We start from the raw sequence: 23,377 nt of genomic DNA on the forward strand, positions 1-23,377 counted from the left end.
TAAATTTACTATTTGAGTCAGGCTGGTCAAATTCCTTCTTCTTTGTTATTCTATTTGTGATGATAAAATATCCGATTACGTATGCATGCCCAATATCAAATTTAGAATGCGTCCGATTATCTCATTATTCTGAAAAAAAGTTAAGTGGTGATTTTTTTAATGCTTTCAAGTAATTCTTCTTTTTGGTATGGTTTAACTACATAACCTGCTGCACCAACTCTCATAGCTAATGTCACAACTTGTTCAAGCCCGGCAGCAGAACACATAATAACAGGAATCTCTGGAAATTCACGTTTTAATTCACGTAAAATTTCAATACCATTCATCTTTGGCATGACTAGGTCTAACATGATAATGTCTGGGAGATGTGAATGTAAAAATTCAAGTATATGTACTCCGTCTGGTTGTATTAGGGTAGAATACCCCGCATTGGTCAGAATAGCATTCATTTCATCAATATCTGCAGGATTATCATCGACCATTAGAATAGTAGTCATGCTATCAACTTATGCCTGTGTAGGAAGGGTCATACTTTCCTGATACTTCTTATTGGATCTCGTACCTTTTGAACATGTCTAAAAAAAGGAGTTTTTCAGTCTGCAACAGATGCAGCAACAATACTATCAGTATTCATTGTTACATACAAGTCAATTGTCTCACCAGGTCCTGGATTTTCTGTAATTTCCTCTGTTACGGGTATATATCCTGGCTTGTATGCAGTCATAGTTGTATATGGGGTCCCTGTCGTGTAAACCGGAATCTGTAAATGCCCGTTCATGGTCATACCTTTATTTTCACCATCCAACTCCACGGTTACTCCATCCTCATTAGACCATATCATGTAATATCCCATATCTCCGCCGACTGGTTTGGGTGTCGGTGTCGGACAGGGCGCTGGTTCAATATCTATATAAATATCGATAGTCTGACCCTTAGCTGGGATTCCGGGCAAGTTTTTGGTCACACTAGCATATGATCCACATGCTTCATAGGTTACTGTGTATGTAGCATATGGTGTTCCTGTTGTATAAATCGGAACAGATAGCATGCCATTTTGAATATCTCCAACATATTCACTATCTAGATGAACTTTGGCACCATCAGCATGGCAATGAAATTCATACCAACCCCGATCACCACCAAGTTTTGCAGCACTCCCACAAGTCAAACAAACCATAATCAGTGTTATCAAAATGAGAATCACATGATTTTTATACATATTTGGTTCCTCCATCCATCGGGTCCAATCCACCTTCTGGTAATGAGAATTTTCTCACATGTTCTATTATAATTGTTTGATTCATATCAATGCCCATTTTATGATCCAGGTAACAATGTACCAGTTCGATACTAAACATGGAGACATGGACATCACACCTCACAGATATTTGTTCGACCATCACATCATCGGGCTATCATATTCCTCATAATATTCGTCTTGGAACCGATGCATTCATGGTTCCTTCCCCAGACGGGCAGGATCTTATCTTCACATTTCCACTTCTCATGAAATCGAATTTATCTGAGGAAATCCCTTTACCACTTTCATCGTCAGCAGGTGCAGTTCATGCGATTATTGAGTATTGTAAACGATCAGCTCTGAAAAATAAAGATCTTGAACCATTATGTGGAAAAAAATCCTCAAATATGTCAAGATATTCAGTGAATGTTGAACCATGTACGATTGCATCTTCTCAATCAAGTATTGCATCAAACCTCTGGCGGCCTGATGAACAAAATTATCTTTTGTCAAACAGTATCCGATTGAGTGTTCGTGGGGCGATTCCGTTTGCTCCTCTAACAACCATCAATATAAAAGTAATTCGGGATATCCTGGAAACATATGTCGATGAATTAGTAAAAATTGTCAATAAAACTCCTGTCCGTCAGCTGACACAAGGATGGGAAACGGTACAGGATCAACAATGTCTCCGCTCTTATCTGGATAAAAATGGATATATTTGTTTTATTGGCGATGGAACCAGACCGGCCCGCACCTATACCAAACACAGGAGTTGGCACCGGGTCGCTGGTCCTAAGGACGGAGTCCATATTCCATTTTATTGTCCGATTGAATCGTCTCCAATTGAGATTACCCTTGAGGGCTCTCAAAAGACAATTACTGGTCTCGGCATAAAAAGGGGGGAGATTCTGGCAATTACCGGATCAAATGCTGAAGGAAAATCAACCCTGCTTTCAGCAATTCAGGCAGGAGAGGATGACCATGCACCTGGAGACGGAAGAGAATACCTTGTTACTATTCCTGGAGGAGTTGCTCCTGATGCAACAAATATTGAATTATTGGGAGGTGATCTTCGTCCATTTTTTAAAAAAATCCCTCCGGGGATGACCGGAACTCCGGATTCAGTATTTGGGCAGGGAAGCGGGTCGGCATCTATGGCATCCAGAATTTCAGATGCAATCAGGAAACAGGTGCCATATATTATCATTGACGAGGACCGGGCAGCACAAAACCTGATGGTTCCCTGTTACATGAGTTCTCCGGATGTACAATCTCTGGCTACCTTGCTTGCAGATCACCGTGACTGGCTTCATGAAACATCACTCATTATCGCAGGGTCTGGATTGGAACTGCTCATTGCACAGGCAGACCGGATAATCCGGCTTGAAAAACACCGGGTTTATGCCCAGTCAGTCACAGGCTATCGGGAAGGCCTTCGGGATTTTTTTGATACTCTCTCAAAATTCATTCCCTGATATTTCTGTATAATGACCCCGGATTAAAAAAAAGATTTTTGTAGATATTTAATAATAATACGTCGGTCGGTCATCATGTTTGATTCCGATATCCATGAGGCGCTGTGTCAGATCTTTCAGGTTTGACCCGACGATCCGATCCCGGGATATGGTATACAGGACATCATCCATGAAGAGAGACCGAAGGACCGTTGACCCATACCACCATTCGTCACCCGAGGTTCCGGTCCCCTGTTTTATCCTGCCCTTTTCAGTAAATCCGGTATCCGGGTTAATTCCGAATACATAGGTCCCCTGCCAGGTCTCTTCGGTGTGGGATCCTTCATACTTGCTACCCTGGACTGGTATGTGAACAACCTCCCTGATAGGTATTGCCATGATATCCCTCTCCTTATCAAGCAGGAATGCCCGGTGGTCTGAAAGGACGGCTGAGTCAGATCCCTTCTCTCCAATAACAATACTCTCAACCAGCTGTGGATTATTGACATTACTTACATCAAAGAGGGCAATCTTTACACCGGTTGGGATAATTCCCCCCCATTCATTCTCCATGGTGTCTTTTCCGATGCCGATCAGATGTGTCTCATCATAGGGATGGAGGTAATCTGAATATCCGGGGATTTTGAGTTCTCCAAGTAAACCTGGCTGGTAGGGATTGGAGAGATCAATCACAAAAAGCGGATCAGTCTGCTTGAAGGTAACCAGGTAGAGGAGATCACCCATGAATCGTGCAGAGTAAATCTTCTCCTCCGGGGCTAGATGTTCTAATCTTCCGATTATCTTCAGGTCAGGATCAAAGACATAGACATTGCTGTACTGGTTTTCATCAGATGACCAGTCGGATACAGTGGTTGCAACCCGGAGATTTCCCCGGTTTTCATCCAGGGAGAACTGGTTTAAGAGATATCCCGGAACTGTTCCCGTTGTTTTGTATGCAATTTCACCATCTTTAATCGCAAACCGGTGAATGACTGACTCCTGCTCTGGTTCTTTTGCCCTTTCTGATTTTTCTTCAATCATTCCCCAACCATACCAGGGGAGCTGTTTTTCATAGGCGATATATACATTCTGTGGGGATACATAGAGGGTGTTTGAATACCCAAGCAGGAAGGATTCAGCCTGGGGCTGTCCGGACCCGATGACCGGGAATGATGTCAGAGTGTGCATCTGGTATTCTTTTTTCGGATAGGGGGGACACCAGATTGATGATATCTCAACCGGTTCAGTACCATCATAGATAATGGGCATGCGGGGATTGGAGTAATCAGGTGTCTCCTCAGTGATGAAATACACATAATCGCCGATCATTCGTGCATTTTCATATGAACCAGGAGCAGAGATGGTTCTGACTTCTTTCGGACTCTTCCGGTCGGAGATATCATATATCACAGCCTCCGTCTTTCTTGAATAGTCAGGGATGGGAACTGCTGATCCTTTTGGTTTGTACCAATGTTCGTCGTTTGTGTCAGAAAAGACGACAAGATGATCCCCTGCCAGGAAGAGTTCTGAAACTGATCCTTCAACTGGTAGTTCAGTCACAATCTTTCCCTGCTCCGGGGGGAATGCATCTACGATGGTGAGCGTCTCTCCACTCTCAATATAGATATATTTTCCATCGTTCTTTACAAAATCCGCTTCATCAACTCCAGCAACCTGAATATTGGTCGTTGAAAAATCACTTGCTCCTTTATCAGATGAACCTGTAGCGATGGCAGTCGGTGATGCCGCTTCCTTTGCAACCATCGACACAGGTGAAGGTGCCATCTCCGCCATTGGTATGGCTATATCATAATACATCTCGTTTGTATAGCCGTACCGGTATTCCGGAGTAACATTCTTCAGGTACTCTTTCAAATCCTCGTCCGTTGTTATCTCCAGCATTCCGGATATGGGTGTATCTGTTCCGGACACCTGGTAAAGCCCTGCACATACCACAATAATGATCACGGTAAGAAGCAGGGATCGCACTGGTGCTTGTGGTATCATACTGATGTAGTACATCTGATAAGGGTAATTAGTTGTCGAAAGCAACGAAAATTTTCAAAGTTATCTTAAGAATTAATTAAATTTTGGCTTATTTTTCCGCAAAAATTAAATTATTCAGTATCTTCAATCTCCTCTTCATAGATATATCCCTGGTTCATCATCAGTACCCGGCTAACCTGTATTGATCTGGTGGGGCATTGTTCTTCACAGGTAGAGCAGCCAGTACATATCTCTTCATGGAATACCTGCGAAATACCTTCTTCTACCGCAAGAATCACATTTTTGGTTGTAACAGTCCCTTTCGAGGAGAGAACAGGATCTATTTGCCGGTTTATCGGGCATGCAACCGCACAATTACCACATCCGATGCAGGTTTTAGGATTTATCTGGATGTGAAACGAAAATTCTGCCCATGTCTCCGATTTTATTGCTTTCTGGAATATTCTGCCTGATTCCAGGACCACTTCCGGACATATTTCTACACATAGTCCACACCGGATACAATGGCCTGGATGAATATGCGGATTCCATACCGCTGGCCTGCCTGTTTTTTTCACTTCTATGGCACCAGGAGCCGGACAGATCATCTGACAAAGAAAACAGTGTGTACATGCTCTTCCGGTGATTTGAGGTACTCCCCGTGCATGGTAGGGAGTCTCAAGAGGGATAGTGTGTGGACTGAGAAAATTCATCAGCCATTTTTTACGAAAGAGGAATTGAAAGTAAGAAATGATAAACCGCACAAAGACTCCTTTGGTATTATTATCCCCCCTCAACTATGAAATAATGAGTATACCATTTTTTTCAGACCCGAAGTATATTCCTTATCCAGTTAACATATAGATATGAGAAAAGTCCCCCTCTATGAGAAAGGTGGTATTATTAATGAATATGGAGGAGAATTCTGCACTATCAGACTTCGAATCCCCGCTGGCCTGATAACAGTTGACCAGATGGAGGGTGTTGTCCATATTGCCCGAAAATTCAATACCCAGGTTCATCTGACCACCAGACAGACTATAGAACTGGTTCATGTGCTCCCTGCAAGCCTTGATCTCATTGCTGCGGATCTTGAAGCAAACGGTACTCCTGTGGGTGCAGAAAAAGCAGAAATTGTCAATATTACTGCCTGTCCTGGAACTGACCGGTGTCGGTTTGCCATGATGGACTCCATTTCCCTTGCACGGACTCTTGATGAGAGGTTTTTCGGGAAGGAGATGCCGGTAAAATTCAGAATTGCAGTTTCATCATGTCCGAACTCATGTGTGAGTGAGCGTCTGAATGAAATTGGAATCACTGGAGTCGTCCGGCCGTACCGGATTCCGGGGACATGTACCGGTTGCGGAACCTGTGTTCAGTACTGCAGGGAGAAGGCGATAGCAATCAAAAATGGACAGATAAAACTGGACGATGATCTCTGTGTCCACTGTGGGATGTGTATTCAGTCATGTCCGTTCCATATTATCAAAGCTGATCCGGCCGCATATCATATCACTATTGGAGGGAAACGGGGTCGCCATCCTCGTGTCGGGTACCATGTCGTCACCGTGAAAACGCCCGAAACAGTTATTAAAGTCGTTGAACTTGTTGTGAAATGGGTATATCGGAAAGCATGGAGTGACTCTCTTCTTCCAGATCAACTGGATATACTGGATTTTGAATCGTTTAAAAAGGAATTGGTTGCCGGTCTTGATGAAGATGAGATGGTAACCGGGTATTGAGGGAACCCCTCACCTATTCTTCGTTTGGTATTTTTCCCACAGTAGCCATGTACAGGGTGAATTTCTTCTCTCCGTCAAGGGAGAGCAGAGTATTCATCTCATCATCCTTGAAAGCACCAATGGCACATACCCCACAACCGATAGCTTGTGATGACAAGTACAGATTCTGACAGATATGTCCGGCGTCAAGAAAAATATCCCGAAATCCCCGCTCTCCATATCGCCATGTCATCCGGTATGAATTCGCCACCCAGATAAAGCAAACTGCTGCTTCCTGGATACATCGCTGTTCTAAACCAGCCTTGTTCACTCTGTCTGATAATCCATCGTTATCAGAGATGAGTCCGAGGCTGTGATCAAGGGCTAAAAAACGGTATATTCCTGCATGTAGGCCGTTCACATTTTTCACATACAGGTAGGTGTCAATCGCATGACGTGCCCCTGCTGAAGGGACGGTTCTGAATGTGCTGTCATCAAGCACCCATTTTATTCCCTGAGTGCACCAGAGCAGGTATGATAGTTCTTCGAGAGAAAGAGGAGTGTTGTGGTAATTCCTGATACTCTCCCGGTTTTCAATCGCAACAGAAATATCAACATCTGCGATGGAACCTGTGTCTGGGTCAGGAAGAAGAATGATTGTTCCAGAAAAATCTTCTTCAATTGGCGGGGAAGGGATTCCTCTCAACTGGTCTGTCTGTGCAGGAATGCCATACCTGGTTTTTATTATAAATTCTTCACCAATGCTCATGATCCCTGTTCCTGTATTCATGTACAGAAAGGTAAAGATTAGCTTATGATTGAAGCAGAGAGACTCGTCCACTTCTTTTCAGATTATATCCTGGCAGAATCCATGCCTCTTTGTTCCATTCATCAGATCCCAACAAATGAATCATATACTGGATCTGATCAGATTCTATATCCTCTTCCCTGACGATCAGATCGATACTTTCACATCCGATAACAGGCCCCTCTAATTCAAATTCAGAAGCCAGATTTGATGAGCATGGTCCGAAATCTATCTCTTCTTCTAGAATTTTCTGAATTATCTCATGTTCGGTATTGGATATATGATCCTGTTTAAATATTCGTTGAGGATTTACCTGATTTTTCTGAAAATATGCGTCCATCAGGTGATATAGAAATGAGTCCTGTGAAATGTCCGGATATTTGAAAATTTTATCTGATTTGAAATCTGGAAAACCTTTTGTTGCAAGAATATATTCTCTTTCTGCGATAGTGATGGCATATGCTTTTTCTTTGAGAAATAAATAATCCTGTTTTTTCCAGTTCTCTCCATCAATTCTTTCTCGGATTATGATGCCCCCGTGAATATTCCCGTTCTGAATGGAGAGAAGAGTGGTCTCATAAGAACCTTTTCTGACGAATATTTTTCGTTGCATCTTGCGGAGATACTGGTCCAGAATATCGAGGATTGGATCATACAAGCCACTGAGCAAATAGATGTTATCAGGATGGGGAAATGTTTGTGTCAGACGAATTACACACTCTTTTCCTTGTTTGATTCCTTCACTATTCCGTGCGATATGAAGGACAGCATTTGATTTCACCGCCGACATCTGGCCCCCTCCACGAGGGAGCATCATCGCTTTGTATTCATCTCCCACTTTTCCGGTCACCATCAGGATAAAATCATCAGTTCCCAGTTCACTTGGAACCGTGTCTGCAAGTGTAACCTCTACCATATTCTGAATTGGAACTGGATAACCGGTGTCTGAAAGCCAGGGGATAATCAGTTCCCGAAGAACCGCGAGAGCTCCGGCAGGAGTACCGGGAACTCCGAAGATCGGTATCTCATCCACTACTCCTGCAAGTGTGGTTCTCCCTGGTCGCATGGCAACTCCATGGTAGAGGAGTGAACCTATCTCATTCAGTACATTCTCGGTGTGATCCCGATTCCCCGTGGATGATCCTCCGGATATGATAACAAAAGAACATTCTCTGACTGCTTGCTCTATAGCATTCTGGATTTTCACTGGATCATCTGGCACAATGGGATAGATGAGTGATTCAACACCGATTGTTTCGAGAGACGCTGCAAGCATTTCGCAGTTACTTGCGATTACCTCACCCGGACCTGGTGCTGTACAGGGCTCTTTTAGTTCGTCTCCAGTTGGAATGAGCCCTGCAACGGTTTTTTGAACCTGCACGGAGGTAATCCCGTACCCGATCATTGCACCAATATCTTCAGGAGAAATGAGATGGCCAGTTGGAAGTACCATCGTGCCGATTGCCACCTCACTCCCTGCTTTTTGTATGTGCTGACCTGGTCGTGCCGGCTTTAAAATTGCAATGCTGTCAGAATCATTGAGTCTGACATCTTCTTGCATGATGACTGCATCAAATCCATCCGGAATCGGAGAGCCGGTATGAACCGGAACGAACGTTTTCAGGTGCACCGGGTTTGCTTCCGTGGCAGAATGCGACTCTGATGCGATAACTGCATACCCATCCCGAAGTGAGACTGCACTATTTGGTATTGTCAGGCGTGAAAAAACCGGTTCATGGCAGATGTGGCCATGACTTTTTGTAACCGGCACTGTCCGGATTTGGTGTCCGGGTCTGACAGAAGTTTTCAGGATTTTTTGTGCAGCAAGGTATGGAATGAGCGTTAAAAAACGACTCACCAGAGCCTCACCTCTACTTCTTCACCTTTAACCAGACCTTCTTTTCCGGACGGGATGTGAATAATTCCATCACTGTAAAGAAGAGTATTTAAGAGTCCGGATTTGCCAAGAACCGGGGTGGCCTGATCATTATCGATTCTGACCCTTATGTACTGCTCGCGACCCCCTTCAGACTTGAGGTCGGTTGCCATCTTAATGGTCTTTTTGTAAATGTGCTGGCATGGTGCTCCTTTCATGGCCTGAATTAAATGAACGGCGACCAGTGTCATTACCATGAATGTCGATACCGGGTGACCAGGAAGACCGATGACCGGTACATCCTCACATTGACCGATTATTGTTGGTTTTCCAGGAGCGATGGATATCCCGTGAACAAAGACTTTTCCAAGTGATGCAATTGCTCTGAAAGTGATATCATTCCGGTCTTTTGAGCTGCCTCCGCTCACAATGACTGCGTCACATTCATGCGAAGCGGTTTCAATAGTTCTGATCAGTTCTTCAAGGTTATCCCTGATGATTCCGTATCTGACCGGTGTAGCTCCCTGTCGTCTGAGAAACACAGAAATCAGGTGTGAGTTCACCTCACGAACTTCTCCAATCCGGGGTATTGCCTCTGCAGGGACCAGCTCCACACCGGTTGAGATAATTGCAATTCTCGGATTTTTTCGAACAGATATTCGTGTTTTACCGATCGCTGCAAGAACTCCGATATCCTGGGGTCTGAGGGTTGAGCCCACCGGGTAGATGATGGTTCCCGCACTAAAGTCTTCATCTTTTGCAATGACGTTCTCACGAACTACAACAGGTTGCCTTATAAGGACTTTGTCACCGATGTGCTCTGCATATTCAATCATGACGACTGCATCAGCACCATCCGGCATCTGACCGCCTGTCGGAATATACATACACTCCCCTGATTGAATATGTCCCCTCTCTGTCTTACCCATGGCAATTGATCCACAGAGAGAGAGAATGATCGGGGAATTTTCAGTTGCCGCATAGGTATCCTCTGCAATAACAGCATACCCGTCTTTCCATGAACGGTCAAAACCAGGAATATCTTCCTGAGTTATGATTGATTCGGCCAAAACCCGACCATCAGCCTCATCAATAATAATCGTCTCAGTTCCTGTCTGTTTTGCGATACTTCTGACGGTTTTAACCGCTTCATCAATGGTTACAACATCAAAAAAAGGCTCTGCTTTATCAGAAAGGAAGGTCCCGGAATTATTCCCTTTCCCAGGTTCATTACCTCCCTTACTCGTGAGCTCTGGATCTAACAACACGGGATCCGGCTGATGACGTTGATTGGAGGTGATCTTCCCGAGTGTGATGTTCATTACTAGTATCTTATTCTTACAGATAATTAACAATTACAATTGATGATATTGAAATTAAAAAAAGTCTCCGTGATGGAGGCATGAATCTTATTTTGGTCATCAGGACCCGGTCCTCGTGCATGCACATGATCGGTATTACTGGATCTCAAGTTGTCCTGATGACCGAACCGAGTTTTGCTGACACTTGTCAGCACCTCATATTTTCTATCATGGAGTATTTATGTGTGTTTATGATAGATGTGAAATATTTGAATTAAATTAACTCTATTAATTTATTGAATTATTATGTCTTTTCTTCTATAGTTGAAGATATTCTACCCTTTTTAAAAATATTGAAATTATCTACTTTTTTCTCATTTTTCATGTACTGGTGAATGATTCGGAGAACGAATTCTGGTTAAATCCATTACTTCTAAAATCTCCCCTTTCTTTACTCCTTTACTACCCTGAGGGATGTGGATGATACCGTCGCAGTGAGTAAGCAGGCTGATAAGACCTGCTTTTCTGCTCAGTGGAATGATTTGATTCTCGTTAATTCTCACCGGGATATGATATTCTCTGTCCGGATGTGCTTTTATGTCTATTCCCGCGATTCCAAATTCCTTTAAAAGACCATGGGTCACAGATCCTTTCATAACCTGAATGAGATTTGACACAACGAGCAATAATAAAAGGTAAACAGAGGCCGGATGACCTGGGAGTCCAATAATTGGTTTGCCTTGAATCTCTCCAATCACCATTTTCTTTCGTGGTGATATTGACAAACCTGATAGAAGGATTGCACCATGTTTTGATATTACTTCAGCTGTTCGGTCTCTTTCATCATGGGCACTGCCGCCGCTGATAATTATTGCATCACATTCAGATACTGCGGTGCAGAGCATGTTTGAGAGATCTGTGGATCCTTCCCATGCGATACCGTACCTATTCGGTACAGCTCCCAGCTTTCTGCACAATGCTGAAATCAGGTATGAATTGGTTTCCCTAACCTCTCCTCTTGAAGGCCTCCCGTCTGCAGGGACAAGTTCAGGCCCGGTGGAAAGGATTCCAATGATTGGCATGGCCCTCACCTGCACCGTACATATTCCAAATCCCGCAAGAACCCCGATATCCTGCGGACGGAGAATCCGCCCTTCTGGAAATAGTATCTTTCCTGCTTGTGCATCTTCATCTCTTCTGATGATATTGTCCCCCGGGCTGACAGGGCAGGATATCTCCACACATGAACCATTCAGATGTGCATGTTCGTGCATCACAACTGCATCAGAACAATTGGGCAGTGCGCCGCCGGTTGCTATGGTCATACATGTTCCCCTGGAGAGCGTGTGAGAGGGTGAAAAACCGTTTTGTATTGAACCAGAGAATGTCAGTCTTACTGGACTATGAGGTGAGGCATCCTGAGTGTCGGCAGCACAAACTGCAAAACCGTCTTTTGTGGAACGATCAAATCCAGGAATGTCATACTTGCATACTACTGGTGCTCCGAGAGTATACCCATCGGATTCATCGATATATCGTGTTTCTATTTTTGTATCCGGAGCAATAGATCTGATAAGTTTGACTGCGTCTTCTATCGATGCAGAACCTATTGAAGGGGTAGCATCACCTTTGCTTTGAGGTATTTGATGGTTTTGGTTGATTTTATCTGATGTATGGATGTGTTTTTTTTTCTGCATGTCGTTCTTTTGTACCCAGGTTTTGTACATGTTCATTTCCCGATACGATAAACACTCCATGATTGAAGTCATCAGGTGGTAATACTAGTGCCTGCAAGATTTTTGAATATTTATTGTATATGGATTGTTATGCTAAAGCATATATATGGGATTAATTCAGTATCTACCCAATTTGGGTATATATTCGAATATTAAACCCGAATCCTGGATTTTCCTCATTAATGATATTAACATAAATGAAAAAACAGCTCAATAAATTTAAACTATCTTACACGAGTAAAAAGAAAACCATTATCTCTTATCTTTTCGGATCTAGTACTGATGAAGTATCGATCATGTTTCTTAACCGGGCTTATTCTCTGCCTGCTTTTTGCATTTATATCATCTCCGGTGTATGCAGTTGATGATGAAAAAGCACTATTTGTATACGCAGGGGCCGGGCTGAAGGGGCCAATGACTGAAATTGGAACCATCTTTGAAGAAAAAAACGGAATCAAGGTTGAATATAATTTCGCTGGTTCAGGGACTCTTATTACTCAGATGGAACTGACTAAAAAGGGAGATGCGTTTATTCCTGGCGGAACCCCTGATTACGCAATTGCACAGAATAAAAGTCTGGTAACTGACCCGGTGTATGTTGCCTACCATGTCCCGGTTATTGGTGTTCTGCCTGGAAATCCACAGGGGATTGAGTCTGTTCAGGACTTTACCAAAGAGGGACTGAAGCTTGCTCTTGGTGATGTAAATGCAACAGCCATTGGAAGACAGGGCCAGAAGCTCTTTGATAAACTGGGTATTGCAGATGATGTCGAGAAAAATGTCGTGCTTCGTGCTCCAACCATCAATGAAGTGGTAACTGCATTAAAACTAAAGCAGGCGGATGCAAGTCTCATTACCATTGACCAGATTAAAGGAGATGAGATTGAGGCCGTTCAATTACCTGATGAGGAAAGCCTCGCGCTTGTTGTCCCAATCGGCCTGACCACCTTTACCTCACAGGAAGAGAATGCACAGGAATTTGTGGACTTTGTCTCATCAGATGAAGGGAAGGCAGTATTTAAAAAGCATGGGTTCCCTATTTATCCCGATCCGGCCTATGCTAATCTGAAGTTATGAGTGGATCAACACGCGATGTACTTCTGACAGGGGCTTTTCACACCCCTTTTTCAGATATTTTGGAAATACTCTGTGATATGATTCATGATCATTCATATTCCAGTCATCTGGTCTCGTCATTTTCAGTTCGTCAGGTACAACAGATATCAAAGACATCCTCTCCCTCTGCCCTGTCTGCATGAAACGGCATTTGAGAACGTATTCCAGCTCCTGGTTTCAGGGTTGTCTGATTCTCCTATCCGGATCTCTGATACTTGTATTCTGCCTGGTTTTTGCCGGTCTTATACTCTGGCCTGATCCACATGTTCTTCTCCGGGCACTTACTTCTGAAGAGATTTTGTTCGCGATTCAGCTCTCCCTGCTGACATCACTCGTCTCTACCATAATCTGTGCAGTTATTGCTCTTCCTGTTGCATATGCTCTCTCGCGGTATCACTTTCCTACCTCCGGATTCATGGGTCTGGTCATCAGTCTTCCCCTCTCCCTTCCTCCATTGGTCGCCGGGATTGCCCTTTTGATATTCTTCGGGCCATCTTTATTCGGTGATATTCTCCGCTTTATCGGGATTGATATTGTATATACAACAGCTGCAATAATCGTCGCCCAGTTCTTTGTTAATGTCCCGTATCTTATCAGAGTCATGAGGTCTGCCTTTGATTCAGTACATCCCCGGTATGAACATGTGGCACGAACTCTGGGGGCAACTGAATCTGCAGTATTTTTCCAGGTCAGTCTTCCCATGTCTCGCCAGGCTCTTCTCGCCGGACTTACCATCACCTGGTCAAAAGCCATGGGGGAATTCGGAGCTGTCCTGATGCTCGCCGGGGCAACAAAGATGAAAACCGAGACATTGCCTATTGCCCTATATCTGAATATTTCAACTGGGGATCTTGACCTGGCCATTGCATCAGCAACCATTTTACTGGCTATCTCCGTGGGGACATTACTTGTCTTTGAACACTGGTTTGGTTCGAAAAGGATGGTATAATGCCGCTTGAAATTCAGGGATTGTCCAAAACCCTCGGCGATTTTCATCTCAATGATGTGAACCTGATAATAGAGGATAGTGAATATTTTATCATCCTCGGACCTTCAGGAGCTGGAAAGAGCATATTACTCGAGACCATTGCAGGAATTCATAGTCCGGATTCGGGACGAATTATACTTGACGGTGTTGATATCACGGATTTGCCTGCACGGCTTCGGCATATTGGAATGGTCTACCAGGATTATATGCTCTTTCCTCATCTGGATGTGGAACAAAATATTGGATTCGGACTGAAACAACTCGGAAAACCATCTCCTGACATCAGAACGGCCACGGAAGATATCGCGTCGCTTCTCGGAATATCTCACCTCTTACCCCGTCGTCCGGATACCCTCAGTGGCGGAGAGCAACAGCGGGTTGCCATTGCCAGGGCCCTTGTCATTAAACCCCGGATTCTCCTGCTTGATGAGCCTCTTTCCGCTCTTGATGCCATCACGAGAAGAAAAATGCGAAATGAGTTGGCAGGGATCCCGTCGCTCACTGGAGTATCTGTCATTCACATTACCCATCATGCTGAGGATCTCATCTCACTTGGACACCGGTCGGCGGTTATGGACAATGGTGCCATCGTACAGGTCGGAGATCCTGATGAGATATTTCAAAATCCACGGACACCTTTTGTTGCTGCTTTTACTGGTATGGAAAATTTATTCTCCGGTATTGCCCGGGAAAGTCATGAAGGGAAGGTGATCACGGTTGGTCAGGTAAAAATACATGCCGTAACCCCGTATACCGGCCCTGTCCACTGTGGTATCAGATCTGAAGATCTCATCTTTTCACGGGAACCTCTAAAATCCAGTGCACGGAATGTTCTCAAGGCAACGGTAACAAAGATCAGACTTGTGGGATCCCTTGCATGGGTAGTTGTTGACTGTGGTATATCCCTGACCGGCGTTCTTACCATACAGAGTTTGTATGACCTTCGGATAGATGAGGGTAATACCGTTTTTATTGCATTCAAGGCATCAGCAGTGATGGTATTTCCCGAAGAAACATTAAAAAAGTGAAAAAGTTATCTCTTGAGTCCATCGATAAGACGTGAGACCTGCATGGGTTTCATGTCAACATCGAAGGTATCATAGATGTAGGTTCTGACCTGCTGGACTGTTGGTTCCTGTTCCTTGAAAGCTTCCTTGACTTTTTCCAGTTGCTTATCGGTCAGTTTTTTCTTTTTCTCAACACGGGCTGCCTGTGCAGGAGTTTCGGTCTTACCTGATGGAACATAGATCTTTCCATAGATGATCTCTCCTTTCCGTTTTCCATGGCGTTCGCCCATGTCACCAATCCAGACCTGGAACATCTGTTTTTTCCCGTCCAGTTCGACTTCTTCATCTCCCTTGTAGAGGTAGGTGGGCATCATCCGCTCGACCTGACCAAGGACAAAGATGTCTCCCTTGACCATCTGACCACCGACACGGCCTTTTGCATTGCCACGGACGATGATCTTTCCCCCTTCTGCATGGGTTCCAAGATGAACATCTACATTGCCACCGATGTCAATGGTTCCGCCGATCATGAAAGTAGCAGTGTCAGATCCTGCATTGCCCTTGACGGTGATTTTACCGCCCTGCATACCCCTCCAGTCACCACGGTAGGATGCACCCAGGTAATTTTTGGCATTTCCGTCAACGATAAACTCGCCGCCGGTCATACCAATGGCACAGAAGGAATCTACATTACCCTTTACATGGATCTTTCCTCCAGACATCCATGCAGCGGTATACATGTCAGTATTGCCCTGAACTTCGATCTCTCCGGCAGTCATCTTCATACCGATGTACTTCACCTTGTCAGTCGGGCCGGATATGATGATTTTCGTGTCTGCAGCAGTTGCTCCTCCTTTCCCTTCAACAGAGAAGTAGTCGCTTATCTTTGCAGTCGTGTTTCCCAGATGAACATGTAGTTCTCCGATCTGCTGAGCACTCTTTCCTGCAAAGTGGTCAGGAGTGACGTTTTCTGCTTCAAGGTATAGTTCTGAAACTTTGGTAAGGGTGAGTTTTACAATATCCATTTCTTCATCACTCCTTAATTGGAATCTACCTCAATGACATACGGGTTTGGAACATAGTGGTTTGAAACCTCGTAATTGTTCAGGTTCATACTATAGAACTTGAGGAACTTCATCTGGACATCGCGTTCTACCTGTTTGTTCATTGGGATCTTTGCATCTACCCAGAGGGTACGCTTGTTTCCGTTGCTGATGACTTCGCCATTCTCAACAACCATGGTACCACTCTTGAAGACATAATCTGCAGCGGTGAATGCCTTTTCAATCTCTTCCGGATCCTTGATCTTGTCTTCATCAATGTTGAAGATGGCAACATCTGCATCCATTCCCGGAGCAAGACCACCAAAGATATCATAGAGACCAAGTGATTTTGCAGGTCCGGCTCTGGTCATCTGGGCGAGCTCGAACATAGTCAGCTCACGGTCGATGGAAGCGAGGTTTGTTGCTGCAATGACTTTTTCAGAGTTTTTAAAGCCCTTGAGCATATCCTGACGTGACTTGTCAGACATGAGCCATTTCATGATACGTGGGTACCGGGTGAATGGTCCTGCATTCGGGTGGTCGGTGGTGATAAACGTTCTCATCGGATCCTTTGCAAGGAGACCAAGTTCAAGACCAATTGCCCACTGGATGGCACAGACCTTGATGTTCGGGTCGTACACATAGGGCACGATTCCGGAGCTGGTCTCAAGTTCGACATCCACATTTGCCCACTTAAGATGGTTCAGTGAGGTAAGGTGGTGCTCGAACGGCCCGTCTGCAGTCATGGTGGTGGTCTCATCAAGCGTGACACAACCAAGGTCCATGGTCATGTTTTTGTTCTTATTGAAGTAGTCTGCAATCTCCTTTGAACCGGATTCAAAGTTTGCCCAGGAGTCGCCCTTGTAACTGTGGAACTGGACGTGGGTATGGTGGAGAACCTGTTCACGACCGAACTTGTTGTTTGGTTTGACTCCTTCTGCAATCTTTAAGGTATCAAGAGTGGTCTCATAGTTACCCGGGTTCCCAAGGTTGTTTGAGTGGATGTGAATTGAGTGTGGAAGTCCCATCTTCTCGTTTGCAGTCAGAAGACCTTTTACGATCTCAGCTGGAGTGATGTCAAAGTACGGGACCGGATCGTTGACGGTTGTACAGTTCTCTCCCCATCCCCATGCTTCAGATCCACCTGGGTTGACGATCTTGATTGCATATCCCTTGGTTGTCTTGAGCAGCCAGGAGATGTATGCACAGACATTGTCCATCTCGTTGTTTTTCAGGTATTCAAAGACGAACCAGTTGTTTCCAAAGACCGGGAATGCTCCCTCGTCTATGATTGGAGTGTCTTTGATCTCTTCGTGGACGTGCCGTGCATAGAGTGGGGGCATTGCTGCTTCCATGACGGTGGTGTATCCCATCCTGGCATATTCGTATCCGGTCTTGAAGGTGGTTGGAATGGAGAATCCGCCCGCCATACGGGTATTCTTACCTGTTGGCTTGTAGGTGAAGAGTTTGTCTTCCGGACGGTAGTTTCTTCCTTCATTCACCTTTGGCCCTGCGACGTGTGCATGGACTTCAACTGCACCGGCCATGACCGTCTTGCCCTTTGCATCTATTACTTTTGCCTTGGAGGAGACCTTGTCTGCAATCTTTCCGTCCTTGATACAGACATCAGAGACTTCTCCTTTAATTCCCGTCTTTGGATCGTAGACCTTTCCGTTTTTAATGATGTATTCGCTCATGATATGCTCTCCTTTAGTTTGCCTTGAGTTCTTTGACCCTCTTTAAGACTGCTTTCAGGAACTCTTCATCAGTCATCATTCCTTCCGGAGGTTCAACAACTTTTCTTGCTTCAATTGGGACATTGTCCATACGATAGCAGTTTCCACCTACTTCGACACCGACAAAAGCAACCGGGACGTGAACTTTACATATTGTGGTGGTTGGTGTGATATGCGGATCAATTGCGACAGAGGGAAGTTTTGAGATCTCTTTTACGCACTGCATTGGGAAGTGTGCACCTGGGTCACTGCCAAGGACAAACATGGCGTCGATCTCTTTTCTCTTCAGGACTTCAATGGTACCTGTCTCACCTGGATTGTACCGTGCAAATCCTCTGGAAAGGTCGACAGAATAGGGGAATCCGAACTGCCAGCCGAGGACCTGACCTGATCCGGTCACATTGTAGTGTCCCCGCATTGCAATGATGGAGAACTTGGTATAGTCGTTGAGGTCTTTGGTCAGCATGATGGCTGCATCGATGTTATGATCCTTTCCAAGGGACTGGGTCACACCCATACCGAAAAAGATGACTCCGAAACGACCGGACTTCAGCATTTCCGCTGCTTCGTAGACCTTTTCTTTCGGGACTCCCGCAACGATATCTCCACTGATCTCCTGTCCACGGACTGCTGCTCGGAGAGCCTGGAGTAATTCATAGTCATATCCCTGCTCTACCTGGAGGTGAACATCCGCAATACTTGCAGAATCGGTTGGCCGTGGGTCCACTACGATAATCTTTCTCTGTTTCTGACCCTTTCCGGTGAAATATCCACGGGGGAAGATAGAATACCGGGACATGTGACGGGGGTGGGCATGGGCCGGGTTACATCCCCAGAAGATGATACGGTCTGCACGGTTCTTGACTTCTCCAAGGGTACAACTGGGAATACCAACATTCTGAACTGCAACAAGGGTGGTTCCGTGACAGACTGCTGCGGTGTTGTCGACAAGTGCCCCACACAGTTCAGCAATTTCATGTCCCACACTCTGTGATTCACAGTTTGTTGAGGACCAGCCGTACATTGATGGCTTTTTTGCATTTGCAAGCATTTGTGCAGTATACTCAATTGCCTCATCGTAGGTGATCTCTTTAAATGATCCGTCCTCCTGAAGTTTTCGTGGACGGGTTACCCGGTGTGAATGATCAGAAGAATGAAGGAATTTCTCTGCTCCGATTGCACAGGCATTCTCAACATCTAAAATTTTCTTTCCTTCATCATCTGTGGTGACAATAAGATCGTCGCAAAGGGTTCCACAAAAAGGACATATGACATCAGTACATGTTTTTGACATTATGCATCACCCCAGCATTTCGCACGGACAAGTTCTATTGAGTTTAATACTTTTTCCTTCTCAGCTGGTTCAATGGTAATCGGGACTCCCTTAAAAGTGGGCATGCCGGTGCTATAGGTTTCAGGACTGGTTACGCTGTTTGCCCAAGGTCCCATCGGTATAAAGGCAACACCCGGATGTGGACCTTGTGTTGCTTCGATTGCCTTGACTATTACCTCCCCATGTTCACTTTTTACTCTGACATTGGTGTTTTTCATAATACCCAGGCGTTTAAAGTCAGAATCATCGATCTCGATGATCCCACAAGCTTTCATATACTTGTCAGTCTCTTTCCCGCCTTCCATTGATGCACCCTGCTGAATGGTGCGTCCGGAAATCAGATTGATGGAAATTGTGCTCATAATGCTCCTCGAAACGAATAAATCGCCGATGGGCGGTCATATGGCCGAAATGTCGGTTATATGATGCATGTACCGGAACATGCTGACCAGGGATTATCTGGTAGTCCCGTGATAACAAAAATTTCTCTTCCTACTATATATGCTAATTGTTTCTTGGATCTCAAAATGATTAATTTCTGGTGGGTCAGATTAGATATACAACAAAAAAATTTTTATTTTTCTTTTAATTTTATATTATAAGTTAACTTTAAATAAATATTAAAAGTGATGATTTTCTATCATATTGTGGGCAAAGTTAATGCCTTATAATTACCATTGTGGGGATATTTATATTGGTGTTGCTATATGCCGCGCAGAATGCTGATTATCAGTGAAATCAAGGAAATTTGTCAACCATTCATTCAAATAAAAAAGACTATTAACTAAATATTGTTAATATTGTGATCCCATTGGTGGATCATATGTTTTTTATTGATAGGCAGAATCATTCATGAAGGAAGAACTCGGGAAAATCCTTCACGAATTCGGGTTGATTCTGCCTCCATCACGTTAAACATGTGCCCGGTGATATGACCGAGCAATACATCATGGAAAGTACGGTCTAATAATCGTATCGGTTTTCTAGTGGATTTTGGAGAAAATCAGTGAAAAAAACTGTTTATAATTAAATATTATTCTTTTTTTTAACGAAATGTTAAATTCTTTAAATTCACATTCAATATTGCGTGATTAGATAATTATATTAGTTTAAATCATCTTTTTATTCACTAAAAAAATTTAACTTGTTGTTGCCGGTTATACTTTCAATTATGAGGTGCCGCATACGATGAAGAATATTGGGGAAAAATTGGAGGGTAATTAAGTATGTGTCATAAATTTGATCTTATGGTTAGATTCTTTTAGTTCACTAATAGTAATTTCCGTGTTTTCTGTTCCTGTTTTTTGTAGGTAACTATATCAATTTGTATATGTATTGAAGTCAAATACTAATTGTATGTCAGAACTCGGAGATGAATACACAAAAGAAGAAATTCTCTCTCTTTTGAAAGAAAAAGGATATAATGGCCCTATTATTGAATGGTTTGACAAGTGTATCGATTTTCACACCTTTCCTGCAGCAGGTCTCCTCATCGGTATTTTCATGGTGGATAAAGCACTTGATCTCCTTGGAGCAAAACCCGGAGAAAAACTCTATGCAGTCTGTGAAACCACGAAATGTGCCCCCGATCCTCTTCAGGTTATTACACACTGTACCACTGGGAATCATCGGCTTAATGTTATACCCATAGGAAGATTTGCAATAACCGTGAACCGTCCAAGTACAGGCGACAATGCAGAAGGATTCCGTGTAAAAGTAGATCCGGCAAAACTTGTTGATACCCCTATACTTGAAGCATGGTTTGCTAATACTCCAAAATTTGATGGCATGACCATGAAAAAGAAATTGGTCGAAGATATACTGGACAAGGGCACAGGAATGCTTTCATGGGAAAAAGTCAGAATTCTTGTCAGTCATAAAAAGAAATGGAAAACGGTTATCTGCTCTTTATGTGGTGAGCCGGTTCCAGACAACATGGTGGAAAATGGCCTCTGCCCCGGGTGTGGAAGTCAGAAGTATTATGAAAAAATCTAATTTTTTAGTGTAATTGGATTTTACAAAAAATTTGTTCTTTTTTATCCAAGTTTAATCCAGGTAATAATTACTAATTGATTCTCCCCCATTTTGTATATCCTGGTTAGATGTGATAATGATGATAAAAATTTTCCTTACAATTAATAGATATTGACTATTTCTAATAATAGATCACTTATATTATACCTGGCCTCCAACAGGTATGAGCAATGGAAATCGTTCACTCCGGATGGATGAATAAATACGGATTATCGGCAGGGATTGCAGGTATCATCCTCTCTCCCTTCATCCTTATGCTTATCTCATTATTTTTAGGTCAATACTCCCTAGATCCGGTTACTGTTCTTATTATTCTGTTTTCACCGGTTTTTCATCCGGAGCCCACGTGGACTGAAGCTCAAGCAAATGTTATCTTTAACATACGAATACCCCGGATTCTCGGCGCCTTTTTAATCGGAGGGGGACTTTCCGTTTCAGGAGCGGTCTATCAAAGTCTTTTCAGAAACCCGATGGTATCACCAGATATCCTGGGAGTTTCTTCCGGAGCCGGATTTGGTGCAGCAATTGCAATTCTTTTCTCACTCCCACTTCTGGTAATTGAAGGATCAGCCTTTCTCTTCGGGCTCTTGTCTGTCGGGTTTGCGGTTACTCTTGCGAAGATTTACAAGGGAGAATCTATCCTGGTTCTGGTTTTATCAGGAATTATCATGAGTTCACTTTTTACCTCCCTAATTTCACTGGTGAAATTTGTCGCTGATCCTACCTCAAAACTTCCGGCGATCACCTACTGGCTGATGGGATCGCTCAGTGCGGTGACAATGCAGGACATACTCCTTGGAGGAGTGTTTATTCTCCCAGGAGTTGCATATTGCATGCTCATCGGATGGCGACTGAACGTTTTTTCACTTGGTGATGAAGAGGCAGGGGCACTTGGGATAGATACCCGGCGAATGAAGTATATCCTGATCCTAATTTCGACGATGATTACTGCGTATTCTGTGTGCATATGTGGAATCATCGGATGGATTGGTCTTGTTATCCCCCATCTCGGAAGAATGATGGTGGGACCTGATAATGGGTATCTTATTCCGGTTTCGTTCTTTCTTGGGGCCGCTTATCTCATCCTGATAGATAATATCGCCAGGAATGCCACGACCGCTGAAATACCTCTTGGAATCCTCACCGCTATTGTGGGAGTTCCATTTTTTGCGTTTATCATGGCAAGACGTGATGTAGGGTGGACATGATGTTTTCAATAAAAAATGCAGGATTCTGGTACAAACCAGAACGAGAAATATTCAGGGATGTTACATTCTCGCTTGAGAGAGGAAAAATCCTTTGTATCCTGGGTCCGAACGGCATTGGAAAATCAACACTTCTGAAATGCTGTGGAAATATTCTCCCGGTAAGGACTGGTGAAGTTCGAATGGATGGAAAAGAAATTGAGCATTGGTCACGTAGAGAACTGGCTCAAAAGGTCGGGTATGTTCCGCAGGCTCATACCATTGTGTTTCCATTTTCTGTTCTTCAGCTTGTTCTTCTTGGACGAACTCCCCACATTGCCGAGTATTCTAGACCCGGCCAGAAAGATATAAAAATTGCAGAAGAAGCCCTGAAAAGTGTCGGGATTGAACATCTTCGGGATGCTCCGGTAAACCGGATAAGTGGTGGTGAATGCCAGTTAGCCATGATTGCTCGTGCCCTTGCACAGGAACCGTCCATTCTCATACTGGATGAACCGACAAATCATCTGGACTTTGGCAATCAAATACGAATCCTTCATATATTGAATAAACTTGCAAAGGAAAGGAGTATATCGATAATCATGTCTACCCACTATCCGGATCATACCTTTCTTCTCTCCTGTCAGGTCGGAATCATGACAAACGGGATAGTGTCACTAGTGGGCCATGCTGAAGATGTGGTGACTGAGGATTCACTTGAAAAAACATATCAGATTTCTATAGGTATCCACTTTATCGAACCAGCAAAAAGGAATGTCTGTGTTCCCTCTTATCCCTAAAAAAGGGTAAT

21 protein-coding genes are annotated in these 23,377 nt (G+C 43.9%); 9 read left to right on the plus strand and 12 right to left on the minus strand.

The window, feature by feature from the left end; genetic code table 11:
- Positions 1-140 precede the first annotated feature (140 nt).
- Both KSK55_RS12250 and KSK55_RS12255 read right to left on the minus strand, forming a co-directional pair.
- Positions 141-497, minus strand: a complete 357-nt coding sequence (locus KSK55_RS12250) for a response regulator transcription factor (protein WP_218607071.1) — start codon at positions 495-497, stop codon at positions 141-143.
- A gap of 95 nt (positions 498-592) precedes the next feature.
- Positions 593-1,219 (minus strand): hypothetical protein, encoded by a 627-nt coding sequence (locus KSK55_RS12255; RefSeq protein ID WP_214419347.1) that lies wholly within the window; start codon positions 1,217-1,219, stop codon positions 593-595.
- A 137-nt stretch (positions 1,220-1,356) separates the two neighbouring features.
- On the opposite strand from KSK55_RS12255, the gene KSK55_RS12260 reads away from it, so the two are divergent.
- Positions 1,357-2,718, plus strand: coding sequence for an ABC-ATPase domain-containing protein (locus tag KSK55_RS12260; RefSeq protein WP_218607072.1), 1,362 nt, complete (start codon positions 1,357-1,359; stop codon positions 2,716-2,718).
- Positions 2,719-2,766: 48 nt separating this feature from the next.
- Here the strand turns inward: KSK55_RS12260 and KSK55_RS12265 are convergent, their stop codons facing one another.
- On the minus strand, positions 2,767-4,704 hold the full coding sequence (locus tag KSK55_RS12265; protein WP_218607073.1) for a beta-propeller domain-containing protein: 1,938 nt from the start codon (positions 4,702-4,704) through the stop codon (positions 2,767-2,769).
- A gap of 110 nt (positions 4,705-4,814) precedes the next feature.
- Positions 4,815-5,396, minus strand: coding sequence for a 4Fe-4S dicluster domain-containing protein (locus KSK55_RS12270; RefSeq protein WP_256664001.1), 582 nt, complete (start codon positions 5,394-5,396; stop codon positions 4,815-4,817).
- 153 nt (positions 5,397-5,549) lie between these two features.
- On the opposite strand from KSK55_RS12270, the gene KSK55_RS12275 reads away from it, so the two are divergent.
- Positions 5,550-6,425, plus strand: coding sequence for a 4Fe-4S dicluster domain-containing protein (locus KSK55_RS12275; protein WP_214419343.1), 876 nt, complete (start codon positions 5,550-5,552; stop codon positions 6,423-6,425).
- A 13-nt stretch (positions 6,426-6,438) separates the two neighbouring features.
- On the opposite strand, the gene KSK55_RS12280 is transcribed toward KSK55_RS12275, so the two are convergent.
- The 4 genes from KSK55_RS12280 to KSK55_RS12295 form a co-directional block, all read right to left on the minus strand.
- Positions 6,439-7,194 carry a SagB/ThcOx family dehydrogenase gene (locus tag KSK55_RS12280; protein WP_250545181.1) on the minus strand — a complete coding sequence of 252 codons (756 nt, stop codon included), beginning with the start codon at positions 7,192-7,194 and terminating at the stop codon, positions 6,439-6,441.
- A 22-nt stretch (positions 7,195-7,216) separates the two neighbouring features.
- Positions 7,217-9,070 carry a molybdenum cofactor synthesis domain-containing protein gene (locus tag KSK55_RS12285; RefSeq protein WP_218607075.1) on the minus strand — a complete coding sequence of 618 codons (1,854 nt, stop codon included), beginning with the start codon at positions 9,068-9,070 and terminating at the stop codon, positions 7,217-7,219.
- Positions 9,067-10,410 carry a molybdopterin molybdotransferase MoeA gene (locus KSK55_RS12290; RefSeq protein ID WP_218607076.1) on the minus strand — a complete coding sequence of 448 codons (1,344 nt, stop codon included), beginning with the start codon at positions 10,408-10,410 and terminating at the stop codon, positions 9,067-9,069. The genes KSK55_RS12285 and KSK55_RS12290 overlap by 4 nt, the downstream gene beginning before the upstream one ends.
- A 353-nt stretch (positions 10,411-10,763) precedes the next feature.
- Positions 10,764-12,116, minus strand: coding sequence for a molybdopterin molybdotransferase MoeA (locus tag KSK55_RS12295; RefSeq protein WP_218607077.1), 1,353 nt, complete (start codon positions 12,114-12,116; stop codon positions 10,764-10,766).
- A 291-nt stretch (positions 12,117-12,407) separates the two neighbouring features.
- Here KSK55_RS12295 and modA point away from each other — a divergent pair, with 291 nt between their 5' ends.
- The 4 genes from modA to KSK55_RS12315 are packed head-to-tail and all read left to right on the plus strand — an operon-like array spanning position 12,408 to position 15,257.
- On the plus strand, positions 12,408-13,202 hold the full coding sequence (modA, locus tag KSK55_RS12300; RefSeq protein ID WP_256664003.1) for a molybdate ABC transporter substrate-binding protein: 795 nt from the start codon (positions 12,408-12,410) through the stop codon (positions 13,200-13,202).
- Positions 13,199-13,384: a hypothetical protein gene (locus KSK55_RS12305; protein ID WP_214419339.1), complete on the plus strand. Its 186-nt coding sequence runs from the start codon at positions 13,199-13,201 to the stop codon at positions 13,382-13,384. Before modA ends, KSK55_RS12305 begins: the two co-directional genes overlap by 4 nt.
- Entirely contained in the window at positions 13,381-14,190 is an 810-nt protein-coding gene (locus KSK55_RS12310; RefSeq protein ID WP_214419338.1) for an ABC transporter permease, read from the plus strand. Before KSK55_RS12305 ends, KSK55_RS12310 begins: the two co-directional genes overlap by 4 nt.
- Entirely contained in the window at positions 14,190-15,257 is a 1,068-nt protein-coding gene (locus tag KSK55_RS12315) for an ATP-binding cassette domain-containing protein (RefSeq protein WP_218607078.1), read from the plus strand. The genes KSK55_RS12310 and KSK55_RS12315 overlap by 1 nt, the downstream gene beginning before the upstream one ends.
- A gap of 5 nt (positions 15,258-15,262) precedes the next feature.
- On the opposite strand, the gene KSK55_RS12320 is transcribed toward KSK55_RS12315, so the two are convergent.
- The 4 genes from KSK55_RS12320 to KSK55_RS12335 are packed head-to-tail and all read right to left on the minus strand — an operon-like array spanning position 15,263 to position 19,710.
- Complete coding sequence (locus KSK55_RS12320; protein WP_218607079.1) at positions 15,263-16,261, minus strand: formylmethanofuran dehydrogenase subunit C; 999 nt, start codon at positions 16,259-16,261, stop codon at positions 15,263-15,265.
- A 14-nt stretch (positions 16,262-16,275) separates the two neighbouring features.
- Positions 16,276-17,976, minus strand: coding sequence for a formylmethanofuran dehydrogenase subunit A (locus tag KSK55_RS12325; protein ID WP_218607080.1), 1,701 nt, complete (start codon positions 17,974-17,976; stop codon positions 16,276-16,278).
- 13 nt (positions 17,977-17,989) lie between these two features.
- Positions 17,990-19,309: a formylmethanofuran dehydrogenase subunit B gene (locus KSK55_RS12330; protein ID WP_214419328.1), complete on the minus strand. Its 1,320-nt coding sequence runs from the start codon at positions 19,307-19,309 to the stop codon at positions 17,990-17,992.
- The gene (locus tag KSK55_RS12335) at positions 19,309-19,710 is read right to left on the minus strand and encodes a molybdopterin dinucleotide binding domain-containing protein (protein WP_214419327.1); all 402 of its coding nucleotides are present in this window, start codon (positions 19,708-19,710) and stop codon (positions 19,309-19,311) included. Before KSK55_RS12335 ends, KSK55_RS12330 begins: the two co-directional genes overlap by 1 nt.
- Before the next feature lie 994 nt (positions 19,711-20,704).
- Here KSK55_RS12335 and KSK55_RS12340 point away from each other — a divergent pair.
- From KSK55_RS12340 to KSK55_RS12350, 3 genes are all read left to right on the plus strand, one after another.
- Complete coding sequence (locus KSK55_RS12340) at positions 20,705-21,343, plus strand: FmdE family protein (RefSeq protein WP_214419326.1); 639 nt, start codon at positions 20,705-20,707, stop codon at positions 21,341-21,343.
- Between the two features lie 209 nt (positions 21,344-21,552).
- Positions 21,553-22,590 carry a FecCD family ABC transporter permease gene (locus KSK55_RS12345; RefSeq protein WP_214419325.1) on the plus strand — a complete coding sequence of 346 codons (1,038 nt, stop codon included), beginning with the start codon at positions 21,553-21,555 and terminating at the stop codon, positions 22,588-22,590.
- A complete protein-coding gene (locus KSK55_RS12350) occupies positions 22,587-23,366 on the plus strand; it encodes an ABC transporter ATP-binding protein (RefSeq protein ID WP_214419324.1) in 780 nt (259 codons plus the stop codon). The genes KSK55_RS12345 and KSK55_RS12350 overlap by 4 nt, the downstream gene beginning before the upstream one ends.
- The last annotated feature ends 11 nt before the right edge of the window (positions 23,367-23,377 follow it).

The organism is Methanospirillum hungatei, assembly GCF_019263745.1.
Classification (GTDB): Archaea; Halobacteriota; Methanomicrobia; order Methanomicrobiales; family Methanospirillaceae; genus Methanospirillum; species Methanospirillum purgamenti.

Bases quoted from the DNA above. Each gene is read 5' to 3' on its own strand.
- KSK55_RS12250 (WP_218607071.1), bottom strand. From the start codon at position 497: ATGACTACTATTCTAATGGTCGATGATAATCCTGCAGATATTGATGAA.
- KSK55_RS12255 (WP_214419347.1), bottom strand. From the start codon at position 1,219: ATGTATAAAAATCATGTGATTCTCATTTTGATAACACTGATTATGGTT.
- KSK55_RS12260 (WP_218607072.1), top strand. From the start codon at position 1,357: ATGGAGACATGGACATCACACCTCACAGATATTTGTTCGACCATCACA.
- KSK55_RS12265 (WP_218607073.1), bottom strand. From the start codon at position 4,704: ATGATACCACAAGCACCAGTGCGATCCCTGCTTCTTACCGTGATCATT.
- KSK55_RS12270 (WP_256664001.1), bottom strand. From the start codon at position 5,396: ATGAATTTTCTCAGTCCACACACTATCCCTCTTGAGACTCCCTACCAT.
- KSK55_RS12275 (WP_214419343.1), top strand. From the start codon at position 5,550: ATGAGAAAAGTCCCCCTCTATGAGAAAGGTGGTATTATTAATGAATAT.
- KSK55_RS12280 (WP_250545181.1), bottom strand. From the start codon at position 7,194: ATGAATACAGGAACAGGGATCATGAGCATTGGTGAAGAATTTATAATA.
- KSK55_RS12290 (WP_218607076.1), bottom strand. From the start codon at position 10,410: ATGAACATCACACTCGGGAAGATCACCTCCAATCAACGTCATCAGCCG.
- KSK55_RS12295 (WP_218607077.1), bottom strand. From the start codon at position 12,116: ATGTACAAAACCTGGGTACAAAAGAACGACATGCAGAAAAAAAAACAC.
- modA (WP_256664003.1), top strand. From the start codon at position 12,408: ATGAAGTATCGATCATGTTTCTTAACCGGGCTTATTCTCTGCCTGCTT.
- KSK55_RS12305 (WP_214419339.1), top strand. From the start codon at position 13,199: ATGAGTGGATCAACACGCGATGTACTTCTGACAGGGGCTTTTCACACC.
- KSK55_RS12310 (WP_214419338.1), top strand. From the start codon at position 13,381: ATGAAACGGCATTTGAGAACGTATTCCAGCTCCTGGTTTCAGGGTTGT.
- KSK55_RS12315 (WP_218607078.1), top strand. From the start codon at position 14,190: ATGCCGCTTGAAATTCAGGGATTGTCCAAAACCCTCGGCGATTTTCAT.
- KSK55_RS12320 (WP_218607079.1), bottom strand. From the start codon at position 16,261: ATGGATATTGTAAAACTCACCCTTACCAAAGTTTCAGAACTATACCTT.
- KSK55_RS12325 (WP_218607080.1), bottom strand. From the start codon at position 17,976: ATGAGCGAATACATCATTAAAAACGGAAAGGTCTACGATCCAAAGACG.
- KSK55_RS12330 (WP_214419328.1), bottom strand. From the start codon at position 19,309: ATGTCAAAAACATGTACTGATGTCATATGTCCTTTTTGTGGAACCCTT.
- KSK55_RS12335 (WP_214419327.1), bottom strand. From the start codon at position 19,710: ATGAGCACAATTTCCATCAATCTGATTTCCGGACGCACCATTCAGCAG.
- KSK55_RS12340 (WP_214419326.1), top strand. From the start codon at position 20,705: ATGTCAGAACTCGGAGATGAATACACAAAAGAAGAAATTCTCTCTCTT.
- KSK55_RS12345 (WP_214419325.1), top strand. From the start codon at position 21,553: ATGGAAATCGTTCACTCCGGATGGATGAATAAATACGGATTATCGGCA.
- KSK55_RS12350 (WP_214419324.1), top strand. From the start codon at position 22,587: ATGATGTTTTCAATAAAAAATGCAGGATTCTGGTACAAACCAGAACGA.